The sequence below is a fragment of the Pseudomonas sp. NY15364 genome (genome assembly GCF_048068235.1).
Lineage (GTDB): Bacteria > Pseudomonadota > Gammaproteobacteria > Pseudomonadales > Pseudomonadaceae > Aquipseudomonas > Aquipseudomonas mendocina_D.
Genome location: NZ_JBLUPX010000031.1, coordinates 1 through 14,777, shown reverse-complemented (window position 1 = coordinate 14,777; position 14,777 = coordinate 1). Strand labels below are relative to the sequence as shown.

General features: G+C 61.2%; 15 protein-coding genes. 14 read left to right on the top strand and 1 reads right to left on the bottom strand.

All coding sequences use genetic code 11. The features are described 5' to 3' along the window. From rplO to bfr, 10 genes are all read left to right on the top strand, one after another. Positions 1-432, top strand: coding sequence for a 50S ribosomal protein L15 (rplO, locus tag ACNFCJ_RS19975; protein ID WP_143504848.1), 432 nt, complete (start codon positions 1-3; stop codon positions 430-432). Further along, positions 433-1,761, top strand: a complete 1,329-nt coding sequence (secY, locus tag ACNFCJ_RS19970) for a preprotein translocase subunit SecY (RefSeq protein WP_099526269.1) — start codon at positions 433-435, stop codon at positions 1,759-1,761. 28 nt (positions 1,762-1,789) lie between these two features. Further along, entirely contained in the window at positions 1,790-1,906 is a 117-nt protein-coding gene (rpmJ, locus tag ACNFCJ_RS19965) for a 50S ribosomal protein L36 (RefSeq protein ID WP_002555468.1), read from the top strand. A 133-nt stretch (positions 1,907-2,039) separates the two neighbouring features. Then, positions 2,040-2,396 (top strand): 30S ribosomal protein S13, encoded by a 357-nt coding sequence (rpsM, locus tag ACNFCJ_RS19960; RefSeq protein WP_003463275.1) that lies wholly within the window; start codon positions 2,040-2,042, stop codon positions 2,394-2,396. 30 nt (positions 2,397-2,426) lie between these two features. Then, positions 2,427-2,816, top strand: coding sequence for a 30S ribosomal protein S11 (gene rpsK, locus ACNFCJ_RS19955; protein WP_003243933.1), 390 nt, complete (start codon positions 2,427-2,429; stop codon positions 2,814-2,816). A 17-nt stretch (positions 2,817-2,833) separates the two neighbouring features. Beyond that, positions 2,834-3,454, top strand: coding sequence for a 30S ribosomal protein S4 (gene rpsD, locus ACNFCJ_RS19950; RefSeq protein WP_017675608.1), 621 nt, complete (start codon positions 2,834-2,836; stop codon positions 3,452-3,454). A 22-nt stretch (positions 3,455-3,476) separates the two neighbouring features. After that, a complete protein-coding gene (locus tag ACNFCJ_RS19945) occupies positions 3,477-4,478 on the top strand; it encodes a DNA-directed RNA polymerase subunit alpha (protein WP_099526271.1) in 1,002 nt (333 codons plus the stop codon). 44 nt (positions 4,479-4,522) lie between these two features. After that, positions 4,523-4,909 carry a 50S ribosomal protein L17 gene (rplQ, locus tag ACNFCJ_RS19940; protein ID WP_003243945.1) on the top strand — a complete coding sequence of 129 codons (387 nt, stop codon included), beginning with the start codon at positions 4,523-4,525 and terminating at the stop codon, positions 4,907-4,909. Positions 4,910-5,197: 288 nt separating this feature from the next. Further along, positions 5,198-7,321 (top strand): catalase/peroxidase HPI, encoded by a 2,124-nt coding sequence (katG, locus tag ACNFCJ_RS19935; protein ID WP_416773210.1) that lies wholly within the window; start codon positions 5,198-5,200, stop codon positions 7,319-7,321. 120 nt (positions 7,322-7,441) lie between these two features. Next, the gene (gene bfr / locus ACNFCJ_RS19930; protein WP_074858054.1) at positions 7,442-7,906 is read left to right on the top strand and encodes a bacterioferritin; all 465 of its coding nucleotides are present in this window, start codon (positions 7,442-7,444) and stop codon (positions 7,904-7,906) included. Between the two features lie 47 nt (positions 7,907-7,953). Here bfr and uvrA read toward each other — a convergent pair whose 3' ends face one another. Then, complete coding sequence (gene uvrA, locus ACNFCJ_RS19925; protein ID WP_416773208.1) at positions 7,954-10,788, bottom strand: excinuclease ABC subunit UvrA; 2,835 nt, start codon at positions 10,786-10,788, stop codon at positions 7,954-7,956. Positions 10,789-10,923: 135 nt separating this feature from the next. On the opposite strand from uvrA, the gene ACNFCJ_RS19920 reads away from it, so the two are divergent. From ACNFCJ_RS19920 to ACNFCJ_RS19905, 4 genes are read left to right on the top strand one after another with little or no spacing between them, the layout of a single operon-like run. Then, positions 10,924-12,318, top strand: a complete 1,395-nt coding sequence (locus ACNFCJ_RS19920; protein ID WP_416773206.1) for an MFS transporter — start codon at positions 10,924-10,926, stop codon at positions 12,316-12,318. Between the two features lie 9 nt (positions 12,319-12,327). Continuing rightward, the gene (locus ACNFCJ_RS19915) at positions 12,328-12,819 is read left to right on the top strand and encodes a single-stranded DNA-binding protein (RefSeq protein WP_036999696.1); all 492 of its coding nucleotides are present in this window, start codon (positions 12,328-12,330) and stop codon (positions 12,817-12,819) included. 19 nt (positions 12,820-12,838) lie between these two features. Further along, a complete protein-coding gene (locus ACNFCJ_RS19910; protein ID WP_099526276.1) occupies positions 12,839-13,723 on the top strand; it encodes a sugar nucleotide-binding protein in 885 nt (294 codons plus the stop codon). Continuing rightward, positions 13,716-14,639 (top strand): NAD-dependent epimerase/dehydratase family protein, encoded by a 924-nt coding sequence (locus ACNFCJ_RS19905; RefSeq protein ID WP_416773203.1) that lies wholly within the window; start codon positions 13,716-13,718, stop codon positions 14,637-14,639. The genes ACNFCJ_RS19910 and ACNFCJ_RS19905 overlap by 8 nt, the downstream gene beginning before the upstream one ends. Positions 14,640-14,777 lie beyond the last annotated feature (138 nt).

The window sequence follows — 14,777 nt, the reverse complement described above, 5'->3', positions numbered from 1 at the left end:
ATGCAACTGAACGATCTGCGTTCCGCGCCGGGTGCCCGTCGCGAGAAGCACCGTCCGGGCCGTGGCATCGGTAGCGGTCTGGGTAAGACTGGTGGCCGTGGCCACAAAGGTCAGACCTCCCGCTCCGGTGGCTCCATCGCTCCGGGCTTCGAGGGTGGTCAGCAGCCGCTGCACCGCCGTCTGCCGAAGTTCGGCTTCGTCTCCCTGAAGGCTATGGATCGCGCCGAAGTGCGTACCTCCGAGCTGAACAAGGTAGAGGGTGTTGTAACTCTGCAGGCTCTGAAGGATGCCAATCTGGTTGGCCAGCACGTGCAGCGTGTGAAAGTCATGCTGTCCGGTGAGGTTACCCGTGCGGTCACCCTGAAAGGTATCGCTGCCACCAAAGGTGCGCGTGCGGCTATCGAAGCAGCTGGCGGTAAGTTCGAGGAATAAATGGCTAAGCAAGGTGCTCTCTCTGCTCTGGCTGGTGGCGGGTTGTCCGAACTCTGGGCTCGTCTGCGTTTTCTGTTCATGGCGATCATCGTCTATCGAATCGGCGCGCATATCCCAGTTCCCGGTATAAACCCTGACCGTCTGGCCGATCTGTTTCGACAGAATGAGGGGACCATTCTTAGCTTGTTCAACATGTTTTCCGGCGGCGCGCTGGAGCGGATGAGCATCTTTGCACTGGGGATCATGCCGTACATCTCGGCATCGATCATCATGCAGCTGATGACCGCCGTCAGCCCGCAGCTGGAGCAGTTGAAGAAGGAAGGTGAAGCTGGCCGTCGCAAGATCAGCCAGTACACCCGCTACGGCACTCTCGTCCTGGCGTTCGTTCAGGCCATCGGTATGTCCGCTGGTCTGGCTAGCCAGGGCGTTGCGTTCTCGGGCGATTTCGGCTTCCACTTCGTGGCGGTCACCACTTTCGTGGCGGGCGCGATGTTCATGATGTGGCTGGGCGAGCAGATCACTGAGCGCGGTGTCGGTAACGGTATCTCGATGCTGATTTTTGCGGGCATCGTAGCCGGTCTGCCGTCGGCAATCGGGCAGTCTTTCGAGTCTGCTCGCCAGGGCGATATCAACATCTTCGCTCTGATCGCCATCGGCCTGTTGGCAGTAGCGATCATCGGTTTTGTGGTGTTCATCGAGCGTGGTCAGCGTCGCATTGCGGTGCACTACGCCAAGCGTCAGCAGGGTCGCAAGGTCTTTGCTGCGCAGACCAGCCACTTGCCGTTGAAGGTGAACATGGCGGGCGTAATCCCGGCCATCTTCGCTAGCAGCCTTCTGCTGTTCCCGGCCTCGCTGGGTGCCTGGTTTGGTCAGTCCGAGGGTTTGGGCTGGCTGCAGGACATTTCGCAGGCTATCGCTCCTGGTCAGCCGTTGAACATTTTGCTGTTTAGTGCAGGGATCATTTTCTTCTGCTTCTTCTATACAGCGCTGATGTTCAACCCGAAAGACGTAGCGGAAAACCTGAAGAAGTCCGGTGCCTTTATTCCGGGCATCCGTCCGGGCGAGCAGTCTGCGCGCTATATCGATGGCGTTCTGACTCGCTTGACCATGTTCGGTGCTCTGTACATGACGGCCGTGTGCCTGCTGCCCCAGTTCCTGGTGGTTGCAGCCAACGTTCCGTTCTACCTTGGCGGGACCTCGTTGCTGATCGTGGTCGTGGTTGTGATGGACTTCATGTCCCAAGTGCAATCGCACCTCGTGTCTCACCAGTACGATTCCCTGATGAAGAAAGCCAACCTGAAGGGCTATGGCAGCGGCATGCTCCGCTGATCCACCCGTAAGGTTCGAGGAGTTGGTAATGAAAGTTCGTGCATCGGTGAAAAAGCTGTGCCGTAACTGCAAAATTATCCGTCGCGAAGGTGTCGTGCGGGTGATCTGCAGCGCAGAGCCGCGTCACAAGCAGCGCCAAGGCTGAGTGTGAACCACGCGTGATAAGCCCGGCAGCTAGTGCGCTGCCGGGTTGATTATTTGTTATTACAGCGTTAATATCTCGCGCCCTATTTCTTGGCTTCCGGGGCGTAGGTAGCTGTCAATTGGAGTTCCACTGAATGGCCCGTATTGCAGGCGTTAACATTCCGGATAACAAGCACACTGTTATCTCGCTGACCTACATCTTTGGTGTTGGTCGCACCACTGCACAGAAAATCTGTGCCGCTACCGGTGTAAATCCGGCTGCGAAAATCAAGGATCTGACTGACGAGCAGATCGAACAGCTGCGTGGCGAAGTAGCCAAGGTGAATACCGAAGGCGACCTGCGTCGTGAAGTGAATATGAAGATCAAGCGCTTGATGGATCTGGGCTGCTACCGCGGCCTGCGTCATCGTAAAGGTCTGCCGGTTCGCGGTCAGCGTACCAAGACCAACGCTCGCACCCGTAAGGGCCCGCGTAAGCCGATCCGCAAGTAATCGCATTCGCGAATCGACAGGAATTTAGTCATGGCAAAACCTGCTGCTCGTACTCGTAAAAAAGTCAAAAAGACAGTGGTTGATGGCATCGCCCACATCCATGCGTCTTTCAACAACACTATCGTGACCATTACCGACCGTCAGGGTAACGCCCTGTCCTGGGCTACCTCCGGTGGTTCGGGTTTCCGCGGCTCGCGTAAGTCCACTCCATTTGCTGCCCAGATCGCCGCTGAGCGTGCTGGTCAGGCTGCACTGGAATACGGTCTGAAGAACCTCGACGTCAACGTCAAAGGTCCAGGTCCGGGTCGCGAATCCGCCGTGCGTGCTCTGAACGCCTGCGGCTACAAAATCGCCAGCATCACCGACGTGACGCCAATCCCGCACAACGGGTGCCGTCCGCCGAAGAAGCGTCGCGTGTAATCAGGAGACAGTGAGAAATGGCTCGTTACATTGGTCCCAAATGCAAACTGTCTCGTCGTGAAGGCACCGATCTCTTCCTGAAGAGTGGTGTTCGCGCGCTTGAATCTAAGTGCAACATCGAAGCAGCTCCGGGTATCCACGGCCAGCGCCGTGGCCGTCAGTCCGACTACGGCACCCAGCTGCGTGAGAAGCAAAAAGTTCGTCGTATCTACGGCGTACTGGAGCGTCAATTCAGCGGTTACTACAAGCAAGCTGCCAGCCAGAAAGGCGCCACCGGCGAGAATCTGCTGCAACTGCTGGAGTGCCGTCTGGACAACGTGGTTTACCGTATGGGTTTTGGCGCTACTCGTGCCGAGTCCCGTCAGCTGGTTTCGCACAAAGCGATCAGCGTCAACGGTCAGACCGTAAACGTACCGTCCTACCAAGTTAAGGCTGGCGACGTCGTTGCTGTTCGCGAGAAATCGCGCAATCAGCTGCGCATCGCTCAGGCTCTCGAGCTCTGCGCCCAACGTGGCCGTGTTGAGTGGGTAGAAGTAGACGCCGAGAAGAAGTCTGGTGTGTTCAAGAACGTACCGGCTCGTGGCGATCTGTCCGCTGACATCAACGAGAGCCTGATTGTCGAGCTCTACTCCAAGTAAGGGCTAGAAAATAGGTGCATCCATGCAGATTTCGGTAAATGAGTTCCTGACCCCCCGTCACATCGATGTGCAGGAGGTCAGTTCGACCCGCGCCAAGATCACCCTCGAGCCTCTCGAGCGTGGCTTTGGCCATACCCTGGGCAACGCGCTGCGTCGCATCCTGTTGTCCTCCATGCCTGGCTGTGCAGTAGTCGAGGCCGAGATCGATGGCGTACTCCATGAGTACTCCGCGATCGAAGGTGTGCAGGAAGATGTCATCGAGATCCTGCTCAACCTGAAAGGTCTGGCTATCAAGCTGCACGGCCGTGACGAAGTGACCCTGACTCTGGCTAAAAAGGGCCCGGGCGTAGTTACCGCTGCCGATATTCAGCTGGATCACGATGTCGAAATCGTCAATGGCGACCACGTAATCGCCAACCTGGCCTCCAATGGCGCGCTGAACATGAAGCTCACCGTAGCTCGTGGTCGCGGCTATGAGCCGGCTGACGCGCGTCAGAGCGACGAAGATGAAAGCCGCAGCATTGGTCGCTTGCAGCTGGATGCTTCGTTCAGCCCTGTGCGTCGGGTTGCTTACGTGGTGGAAAACGCCCGTGTCGAGCAGCGCACCAACCTGGACAAACTGGTTATCGACCTGGAAACCAACGGTACTCTGGACCCTGAAGAGGCTATCCGTCGTGCCGCGACCATTCTGCAGCAGCAGTTGGCCGCGTTCGTCGACCTCAAAGGTGACAGTGAGCCTGTGGTGGTCGAGCAGGAGGACGAGATCGATCCGATCCTGCTGCGTCCTGTCGATGACCTGGAACTGACCGTACGTTCGGCCAACTGCCTCAAGGCAGAGAACATCTACTACATCGGTGATCTGATTCAGCGCACTGAAGTAGAGCTGCTCAAAACCCCGAACCTGGGCAAGAAATCCCTGACCGAAATCAAGGATGTTCTGGCTTCTCGCGGTCTGTCCCTCGGTATGCGCCTCGACAACTGGCCGCCGGCAAGTCTGAAGAAAGACGATAAGGCCACTGCCTGATCGTCATCATCACCGAACGAACAAGTTTGGTAAGGAATTGAACCATGCGTCATCGTAAAAGTGGCCGTCACCTCAGCCGCACCAGCGCTCACCGCAAGGCCATGTTCCAGAACATGGCGGTCTCGCTGTTCGAGCACGAGCTGATCAAAACTACACTGCCGAAAGCCAAGGAACTGCGTCGCGTTGCCGAGCCGCTGATCACCCTGGCCAAGGAAGACAGCGTTGCCAACCGTCGTCTGGCTTTCGACCGTACTCGTTCGAAAGCTATCGTTGGCAAGCTGTTCAACGACCTGGGCAAGCGCTACGCCACCCGTAACGGCGGCTACCTGCGCATCCTCAAGTGCGGTTTCCGCGCTGGTGACAATGCTCCGATGGCTTATGTTGAACTGGTCGACCGTCCGGTCGGCGGTTCGGTAGAAGCTGCCGAGTAAGTCTCTGTTCCCTACGCCGAGCCGGCCTGCGTCAAGCAGCCAGTTCGGGCCAAGGCAACGACAAACGCCCCAACAGTGTTGGGGCGTTTGTTTTTGCGGCGGAAATATCCTGGCTTTTCTCCTGTTGCGGTGGTGCTCGGTTTGGACGCGTCCGGGCGTCTATCGAAAGAAAATGACTATCTTGTCGTTGTGTTTCATATATTGGTTCTTTCGTAAGTGCAGGACTACTCTCCTTTCATTGTCGGCCACAGCCGTTGGAACCGACACGATGAGGAGAAGGAGAGAAGCATGTCGAACACAGGTAAATGCCCGTTTCATGTCGCAGGCCAGGGGACGACCAATCTGGATTGGTGGCCGAATCAGTTGCGTGTGGATCTACTGAACCAGCATTCCGAGCGCTCCAACCCGCTGGGCGAGACATTCAACTACGCCGAAGAATTTAAGAAGATCGACTATTCCGCCCTCAAGGGCGACATCCGCAAGGTACTCACCGATTCGCAGGACTGGTGGCCGGCCGACTGGGGCAGCTACGTCGGTCTGTTCATCCGCATGGCCTGGCATGGCGCCGGCACGTACCGTCTGGTCGATGGCCGGGGGGGTGCGGGTCGTGGTCAGCAGCGTTTTGCGCCGCTGGGCGCCTGGCCGGACAACGCCAACCTGGACAAGGCTCGTCGCCTGCTGTGGCCGGTGAAGCAGAAGTATGGACAGAAGATCAGCTGGGCCGACCTGTTCATGCTGGCCGGCAACGTTGCCCTGGAGTCTTCGGGTTTCCGTACCTTCGGCTTCGCTGCCGGGCGCGCGGACACCTGGGAGCCGGATAACGACGTCAACTGGGGCACGGAAAAGGAATGGCTCAAGCACCGTCGTAGCGAGGCGTTGAAAGACAGCCCGCTGTCGGCCACCGAAATGGGCCTGATCTACGTCAACCCGGAAGGCCCGGAAGCCAGTGGCGATCCGCTGTCGGCGGCGCCGTTCATCCGTGCCACCTTCGGCAACATGGCGATGGACGACGAGGAAATCGTCGCCCTGATCGCCGGGGGCCACACCCTGGGCAAGACGCACGGCGCGGTGCCGGGCGACAAGATCGGCGCCGACCCGGAAGCCGCTCCCATCGAGCAGCAGGGCCTGGGCTGGTTCAGCGGCTATGGCAGTGGCAAGGGTAAGGACGCCATCACCTCGGGGATCGAAGTCACCTGGACGCAAACGCCGACCCAGTGGAGCAATTACTTCTTCGAGAACCTGTTCCAGTACGAATGGGAGCAAGTCAGGTCGCCGGCCGGCGCGATCCAGTGGGTGGCCAAGGATGCCCCGGAGATCATCCCCGATCCTTTCGATCCGGCGGTCAAGCACAAGCCGACCATGCTCACCACCGACCTGACCCTGCGTTTCGATCCGGCCTTCGAGAAAATCTCGCGGCGTTTCCTCAACGACCCGCAGGCGTTCAGCGAAGCCTTTGCCCGCGCCTGGTTCAAGCTGACCCACCGCGACATGGGGCCGAAGGCTCGTTACCTCGGCCCGGAGGTGCCGAAGGAAGACCTGATCTGGCAAGACCCGCTGCCGCCAGCCGGCCCGCTGCCGTCCGCTGCCGACATCGCCGATGCCAAAGCGAAGATCGCGGCGCTGGGCCTGAGCGTATCCGAACTGGTTTCCCTGGCTTGGGCCTCGGCGGCCACCTTCCGGGGCGGCGACAAGCGCGGCGGTGCCAACGGTGCGCGCCTGGCGCTGCAACCGCAGCGCGGCTGGGCGGTGAACAAGATCGCGGTTGCCGCGCTGGCCAAGATCGAGGGCATCCAGGCTTCGACTCGCCTGTCTCTGGCCGACCTGATCGTCTTGGCCGGTAATCTCGGCGTCGAGCAGGCCGCCAGTGCTGCCGGTACGTCGATCGAGGTGCCGTTCGCCGCTGGTCGCGTCGATGCCTCGCAGGAGCAGACCGACGTGCACAGCGTTGAATACCTGCGTGGCCCGGCCGATGGCTTCCGTAACTGGAAGGCAGATGGTGTCGATATCGGCGACGAGGTGCTGCTGATCGACAAGGCTCAGCAGCTGACGCTGACCGCGCCGGAGATGACCGCGCTGCTCGGTGGCCTGCGTTTGCTGGGCGCCAACTGGGATGGCAGCCTGCGGGGTGTGTTCACCGACAAGGTGGGCGTGCTGAGCAATGACTTCTTCGTCAATGTGCTGAGCATGGACCTGGAGTGGAAACCCAGTGGCGAGGGCTTCGATGTGCTGGAGCGCAAGACCGGGGCGAAGAAGTACACGGCCAGCCGTGCCGACCTGGTGTTCGGTTCCAACTCGCTGCTGCGCGCCTATGCCGAGGTGTATGCCCAGGACGGCGGCCAGCAGAAGTTCATCAAGGACTTCGTCGCGGCCTGGACCAAGGTGATGAACCTGGATCGTTTCGATCTGGCCTGACGCTTCACTGAGCGGTAACGCAACGCCTCCCTCGCGGAGGCGTTGTGCTTTTGCTTGACCGAACCCCGCGTCAGGCGGAGCATTGCCACTTGTTCATGAATGCTACAAGGAATGCCCGGCATGAAAGGCCATACCGAAGTCGTCGACTATCTCAAGCATCTGCTCAAAGGTGAGCTGGCCGCTCGTGACCAGTATTTCATCCATTCGCGGCTGTATGAGGACTGGGGTTTCAGCAAGCTCTACGAGCGCATCAACCACGAGATGGAAGAGGAAACCCAGCACGCCGACGCGCTGCTCAAGCGCATCATCTTCCTCGAGGGTGTGCCGGATATGGTGCCCAACGCCTTCTCCTTCGGGCAGACCGTGCCTGAGGCGCTGAAGCTGGATCTGGCGCTGGAGTACGAAGTGCGCGCGGCCCTGAGCAAGGGTATCGAACTGTGCGAGAAGCATCAGGATTACCAGACTCGCGACATCCTCCTGGCACAGCTCAAGGATACCGAGGAAGACCACGCCTATTGGCTGGAGATTCAGCTGCAGCTAATCGACAAGCTGGGGCTGGAGAAGTACCTGCAAAGCCAGATGTAAGCTGACTTGCCAAAGGAAGAGCCCCGCATGTGCGGGGCTCTTTCGTTTCAGGCGCGGTCGCGTTCCAGCAGCGGCTTGAGGAAGTGCCCGGTATGTGAGGCCGGGTTGGCGGCCACCTCTTCCGGTGTGCCGGTGGCGATGATCATGCCGCCCTTGGAGCCGCCCTCGGGGCCGAGGTCGACGATCCAGTCGGCAGTCTTGATCACGTCCAGGTTGTGCTCGATCACCACCACTGTATTGCCGTGGTCGCGCAGGCGATGGAGCACGTCGAGCAGTTGCTGGATATCGGCAAAATGCAGGCCGGTGGTCGGCTCGTCGAGGATGTACAGGGTCTTGCCAGTGTCGCGCTTGCTCAGCTCGCGGCTCAGCTTGACCCGCTGGGCCTCGCCACCGGAGAGGGTGGTCGCCGACTGACCGAGCTTGATGTAGGACAGGCCCACGTCCATCAGCGTCTGCAGCTTGCGGGCGATGGCCGGTACGGCGTCGAAGAAGGTGCGGGCATCCTCGATGGTCATGTCCAGCACTTCGGTGATGCTCTTGCCCTTGTACTTCACTTCCAGGGTTTCGCGGTTGTAGCGCTTGCCCTTGCACACGTCGCACGGCACATAGATGTCCGGCAGGAAGTGCATTTCCACCTTGATCACGCCGTCGCCCTGGCAGGCCTCGCAGCGCCCGCCCTTGACGTTGAAGCTGAAGCGCCCCGGGCCATAACCGCGCGAACGCGACTCCGGCACGCCGGCGAACAGCTCGCGGATCGGCGTGAACAGTCCGGTATAGGTGGCCGGGTTGGAGCGCGGGGTGCGGCCGATCGGGCTCTGGTCGATATCCACCACCTTGTCCAGGTGCTGCAGGCCGTCGAACGCGTCGTAGGGCGCCGCTTCCAGGCTGGTGGCACCGTTGAGCGCGGTGGCGGTGATGGGGAATAGGGTGTTGTTGATCAGCGTCGACTTGCCCGAGCCGGACACGCCGGTGACGCAGGTGAGCAGACCGACCGGAATCTCCAGGTCGACCTTGCGCAGGTTGTTGCCGCGCGCACCCTTGAGCTTCAGCGATTTTTTCTTGTCGCGTGGAGTGCGGGTGGCCGGGTACTGGATCTTCTTGCGCCCGGACAGGTAGCTGCCGGTCAGCGACTCGGGGTCGGCCATCACCTGGTCGGGGGTGCCTTGCGAGACGATCCGCCCGCCGTGCACGCCCGCACCAGGACCGATATCCACCACGTAGTCGGCCAGGCGGATGGCGTCCTCGTCGTGCTCGACCACGATCACCGTGTTGCCGAGGTTGCGCAGGTGGGTGAGGGTGGCCAGCAGGCGCTCGTTGTCGCGCTGGTGCAGGCCGATGGAAGGTTCGTCGAGGATGTACATGACGCCCACCAGACCGGCGCCGATCTGGCTGGCCAGGCGGATGCGCTGCGCTTCGCCGCCGGACAGGGTGTCGGCGCTGCGATCGAGGGTCAAATAGTCGAGACCGACGTTGACCAGGAACTGCAGGCGCTCGCGGATTTCCTTGAGGATCTTCTCGGCGATCTCGCCGCGGCGGCCGGTCAGGTGCAGATCACCGAAGTAATCGCAGGCATCGCCCACCGGTAGGCCGGTCACGGCCGGCAGGGTCTTCTCGCCGACCCAGACGTGGCGCGCCTCGCGACGCAGACGCGTGCCGCGGCAATCTGGGCAGGGCTGGGTGCTGAGGAACTTGGCCAGCTCCTCGCGCACGCTGTTCGACTCGGTCTCGCGGTAGCGGCGTTCGAGATTGGGAATGATGCCCTCGAAGGGGTGCGAGCGCTTGACGATATCGCCGCGGTCGTTGAGGTACTTGAAGTCGACGCTCTGCGTACCGCTGCCGAACAGGATCACCTTCTGGTGTTCGGCGGCCAGTTCGTCGAACGGCTCCTCCAGGCTGAAGCCATAGTGACTGGAGAGCGAGCCGAGCATCTGGAAGTAGTAGACGTTGCGTCGGTCCCAGCCGCGGATGGCGCCTTCGGCCAGGGTCAGCTCGCCGTTGACCAGACGCTTGGCGTCGAAGAACTGCTTCACGCCCAGGCCGTCGCAGGTCGGGCAGGCGCCGGCCGGGTTATTGAAGGAGAACAGCTTGGGTTCCAGCTCGCTGATCGAGTGACCGCAATGCGGGCAGGCGAAGCGCGCAGAGAAGATGATTTCTTCGCCTTCTTCATCGTCCATGGGCGCGATCAGGGCGATGCCGTCGGCCAGGCCGAGGGCGGTCTCGAAGGATTCGGCCAGGCGCTGCTGCAGGTCCTCGCGCACCTTGAAGCGATCCACCACCACGTCTATGGAATGCTTCTTCTGTTTATCCAGCTTGGGCAGCTCGTCCAGCTCATGCAGCTTGCCGTTGACCCGGGCGCGGACGAAGCCCTGCGCGCGCAGCTCCTCGAACACCGACAGGTGCTCGCCCTTGCGCTCGCGCACGACGGGGGCCAGCAGCATCAACTTGCGGCCTTCAGGCAGGGCCAGCACCTGATCGACCATCTGGCTGACGGTCTGCGCTTCGAGCGGCACGTCATGGTCCGGGCAGCGCGGAATACCGGCGCGGGCATACAGCAGGCGCAGGTAGTCGTAGATTTCGGTGATGGTGCCGACGGTCGAGCGCGGGTTGTGCGAGGTGGACTTCTGCTCGATGGAAATCGCCGGCGACAGGCCTTCGATGGTGTCGACATCGGGCTTTTCCATCATCGACAGAAACTGCCGGGCGTAAGCCGACAGCGATTCGACATAACGGCGCTGGCCTTCGGCGTACAGCGTGTCGAAGGCCAGGGAAGACTTGCCGGAACCGGACAGGCCGGTGATCACGATCAGCTTGTCACGCGGCAGGGTCAGGTCGATGTTCTTCAGGTTGTGGGTGCGAGCCCCACGAATCAGAATCTTGTCCACTTACAACGGGCCTCGCTGGGCGGGCGGAAAACGGTCGAGTATAGGGCTTGCTGCTGCCCTGCGGCAAAGTGTGCGCCTGTGCCGAAACGATGGCGGCTGCTAGAATCGCGGGCTGATTTCCTCAGGGTTTATTCGATGCACGATTCGCACAGCGAGCGCATGAGTAGTAGCGAGACCCGCGCGGCCGGCGGCCTGGCTATGGTGTTCGCGTTTCGTATGCTGGGCATGTTCATGGTGCTGCCGGTGCTGGCCACCTACGGCATGGATCTGGCAGGCAGTACGCCCGCGCTCATCGGCCTGGCCATCGGTGCCTATGGTTTGACCCAGGCTGTGCTGCAAATTCCCTTCGGCATGCTCAGTGATCGTATTGGCCGACGCCCGGTGATCTACGTCGGGTTGCTGATCTTCGCTGCTGGCAGCGTGCTGGCGGCCAATGCCGATTCGATCTGGGGCGTTGTCGCCGGACGCGTGCTACAGGGCGCAGGCGCGATCTCCGCGGCGGTGATGGCACTGTTGTCGGACCTGACTCGCGAGCAACATCGCACCAAGGCCATGGCCATGATCGGCATGAGCATTGGCCTGTCGTTCGCCGTGGCCATGGTCATTGGCCCGCTGCTGACTCGCGCTTTTGGCCTGTCCGGGCTGTTCTGGGCCACCGGGGCGATGGCGTTGCTCGGCATTCTTATCGTCGCCGGCATCGTGCCGAAAGACGCCGGTCCGCTGCAGCATCGCGAGTCCGGCGTGGCGGCGCAGGCGCTGTGGCCGACGCTCAAACACGTCGACCTGTTGCGTCTGGACTTCGCCATCCTGGCCTTGCATGCGGTGCTCATGGCCAGTTTCGTTGCCCTGCCGCTGGCGCTGGTGGAGCAGGGCGGGTTGGTCAAGGAGGAGCACTGGTGGGTGTATCTCACCGCGCTGTTGATTGGTTTCTTCGGCATGGTGCCTTTCATCATTTATGGCGAGAAAAAACGCCAGATGAAGCGTGTGCTGCTCGGTGCCGTCAGCGTATTGCTGGTCTGCGAGCTTTACTTCGCCTTCTTCGGCAGCAGTTTGCGTGCGCTGGTACTGGGCATCGTGGTGTTCTTCACCGCCTTTAACCTGCTCGAAGCCTCGCTGCCGTCGCTGGTCAGCAAGGTGGCGCCAGCTGGCGGCAAGGGCACGGCGATGGGGGTGTATTCCACCAGTCAGTTCCTCGGCGCGGCATTGGGCGGCATTCTTGGCGGCTGGCTGTATCAGCACGTTGGCCTGGGCGGTGTCTTCATCGGCTGCGCAGCGCTCTGTGCAATTTGGCTGGCTATTGCTGTTACTATGCGCGAACCGCCGTACGTGACCAGTTTGCGCCTGCCGCTCGATGCCGCGGCACTGACCGATGTCGGACTGGTCGAACGCCTCAAGGCGACGCCGGGAGTGGCGGACGCCGTGGTGGTGGTCGACGAAGCGGCCATCTATATCAAAGTCGATACCCAACAAGTGGATCGCACGACGCTGGAAAGCCTGATCACATCGGCGCCAGCGGCGTGCCGAGTCTAGGAGAACGTTATGGCCCGTGGGGTTAACAAAGTCATTCTGGTCGGCACCTGCGGCCAGGACCCGGAAACACGCTACCTGCCCAGCGGCAACGCGGTAACCAACCTGAGCCTGGCCACCAGCGAGCAGTGGACCGACAAGCAGACCGGGCAGAAGGTCGAGAAGACCGAATGGCACCGCGTTGCCCTGTTCGGCAAGGTCGCCGAGATCGCCGGCGAATACCTGCGCAAGGGTTCGCAGGTGTACATCGAAGGCAAGCTGCAGACCCGCGAGTGGGAAAAGGACGGCATCAAGCGTTACACCACCGAGATCATCGTCGACATGCAGGGCACCATGCAGCTGCTGGGCGGTCGTCCGAGCGGTGATGAGGGCGGCGCACCGCGTCAATCGCGTCCGGCTCCGCAGCGTGAGCAACAGCAGGCTCCGCGTCAGGAACGTCCTGCTCCGCAGCAGGCCCAGCCAGCGCCTGACTACGACAGCTTCGATGACGATATCCCGTTCTGATCTGATCGGGCTCTAGCCTATGCGAATGCGCCTGATGCTGCTGGGCGGCGGTAGTGCCCTGGGGCAAGCGCTGATCCGTCTTGGTGCCGAGGAAGACATCGGCTTCCTCGCGCCTCGTCCGCCGGAAGACGGTTGGGATGCCGCCAGCCTGACTGAGCTGCTCGACGACACCCGCCCGGATGCACTGATCAACCTGGCTTACTACTTCGACTGGTTTCAGGCCGAGTCGGTGGCCGAGTCGCGCCTGCAGACGCAGGAGCGCGCCGTGGAGCGTCTGGCCGAGCTGTGTCAGCACCACTCCATCGTCTTGCTGCAGCCGTCCAGCTATCGGGTTTTCGATGGTTCGCGAATCACGGCCTACAGCGAGAAGGAAGAGCCGATCCCGCTCGGACTGCGCGGTCAGGCGCTGTGGCGTCTGGAGCAGAGCGTGCGGGCGATCTGTCCGCGTCATGTGCTGCTGCGCTTTGGCTGGCTGCTCGATGACAGTCGTGAAGGGCTGCTGGGGCGCTTTCTAGTACGTGCCGAGCGCGACGATGCCCTTTATCTCGCCGATGACCGGCGCGGCAACCCGACGCCAGTGGACGATGCTGCACGGGTGATTCTGGCCGTGCTCAAGCAACTCGATTGCGAGTCGCCGCTGTGGGGCACCTATCATTACGGTGGTCACGAGACCAGCACATCGCTGAGTCTGGGGCAGGCGGTGCTGAGCGAGGCGCGTCATTATCGCAGCAACCTGGTCGAGGACGTCGCGCCGCAGGCGCACGCTGCTCGCCCGGATGCAGCCGATGAACCGCAACACGCCGTGCTGGCCTGCAAGAAGATTCTTCACACCTTCGGCATCAAACCGCGCGCCTGGCGCTCTGGTCTGCCGAGCTTACTGGATCGTTACTATCGCCATGGCTGAATTTCTCGTAACGGGTGGTGCGGGTTTTATCGGTTCCAACCTGGTCGACGCCTTGCTGGCCGCTGGCCACGAAGTGCGCGTGCTGGACAATCTGTCCATGGGCAAGCGCAGCAACCTGCCGCTGGACAATCCGCGCTTGCGCTTCATTGAGGGCGATGTCGCTGATGCCGAAGTGGTCGCGCAGGCGGTCGCCGGTTGTGCAGGGGTAGCGCATCTGGCAGCGGTGGCGTCGGTGCAGGCCTCGGTGGATGACCCCGTGTCCACGCACCAGAGCAACTTCATCGGTACCCTGAATGTTTGCGAGGCCATGCGTCAGCATGGTGTGCGACGTGTGGTCTATGCCTCCAGCGCGGCTATTTACGGCAACAATGGCGAGGGCGTGGCAATCGACGAAGCCACTGCCAAGGCGCCGCTGACGCCTTACGCGTCCGACAAGCTGTCCGGCGAACACTATCTGGACTTCTACCGTCGTCAGCATGGTCTGGAACCGGCGGTGTTTCGTTTCTTCAATATCTTCGGCCCGCGCCAGGACCCGTCCTCGCCGTACTCCGGGGTGATCAGCATCTTTACCCAGCGTGCGCAGCAGGGGCTGCCGATCAGCGTCTTCGGCGACGGCGAACAGACCCGAGATTTCTTCTATGTCGGTGATCTGGTTGTGCTGTTGATGCAGGCGCTGCTCAACGATCAGGTGGTGAGTGATCCGGTCAACGTGGGGTGGAGTCAGGCGGTAAGTCTTAACCAATTGCTGGCTGAGATCGGCGCGCTGTGCGGCGGTCTGCCGCCTGTGACCCACTTGCCGGCGCGTGCTGGCGATATTCGTCATTCGCGGGCCGACAATGCGCGGTTGCAAGCTCATTACCGCATGCCGCAGCAGACGCCGCTGCGTGAAGGCTTGCGCCAACTGCTCGGTTTGTGAGTCGAGCCCATGAAAAAGCCGGCATGCCAGACTGTGTGAAAACCTAGCAGTCTGAGTGCAAGGTGAAGACAATGCCTCTATCGGTCGATAGGGGCATTGTCGTTTATGGGCTATATCCAAGGTGAAGATCGGCAACAA

Bases quoted from the DNA above. Each gene is read 5' to 3' on its own strand.
- rpmJ (WP_002555468.1), top strand. From the start codon at position 1,790: ATGAAAGTTCGTGCATCGGTGAAAAAGCTGTGCCGTAACTGCAAAATT.
- bfr (WP_074858054.1), top strand. From the start codon at position 7,442: ATGAAAGGCCATACCGAAGTCGTCGACTATCTCAAGCATCTGCTCAAA.
- ACNFCJ_RS19915 (WP_036999696.1), top strand. From the start codon at position 12,328: ATGGCCCGTGGGGTTAACAAAGTCATTCTGGTCGGCACCTGCGGCCAG.
- katG (WP_416773210.1), top strand. From the start codon at position 5,198: ATGTCGAACACAGGTAAATGCCCGTTTCATGTCGCAGGCCAGGGGACG.
- rpsK (WP_003243933.1), top strand. From the start codon at position 2,427: ATGGCAAAACCTGCTGCTCGTACTCGTAAAAAAGTCAAAAAGACAGTG.
- ACNFCJ_RS19920 (WP_416773206.1), top strand. From the start codon at position 10,924: ATGCACGATTCGCACAGCGAGCGCATGAGTAGTAGCGAGACCCGCGCG.
- secY (WP_099526269.1), top strand. From the start codon at position 433: ATGGCTAAGCAAGGTGCTCTCTCTGCTCTGGCTGGTGGCGGGTTGTCC.
- ACNFCJ_RS19910 (WP_099526276.1), top strand. From the start codon at position 12,839: ATGCGAATGCGCCTGATGCTGCTGGGCGGCGGTAGTGCCCTGGGGCAA.
- rpsM (WP_003463275.1), top strand. From the start codon at position 2,040: ATGGCCCGTATTGCAGGCGTTAACATTCCGGATAACAAGCACACTGTT.
- rpsD (WP_017675608.1), top strand. From the start codon at position 2,834: ATGGCTCGTTACATTGGTCCCAAATGCAAACTGTCTCGTCGTGAAGGC.
- ACNFCJ_RS19945 (WP_099526271.1), top strand. From the start codon at position 3,477: ATGCAGATTTCGGTAAATGAGTTCCTGACCCCCCGTCACATCGATGTG.
- rplQ (WP_003243945.1), top strand. From the start codon at position 4,523: ATGCGTCATCGTAAAAGTGGCCGTCACCTCAGCCGCACCAGCGCTCAC.
- rplO (WP_143504848.1), top strand. From the start codon at position 1: ATGCAACTGAACGATCTGCGTTCCGCGCCGGGTGCCCGTCGCGAGAAG.
- ACNFCJ_RS19905 (WP_416773203.1), top strand. From the start codon at position 13,716: ATGGCTGAATTTCTCGTAACGGGTGGTGCGGGTTTTATCGGTTCCAAC.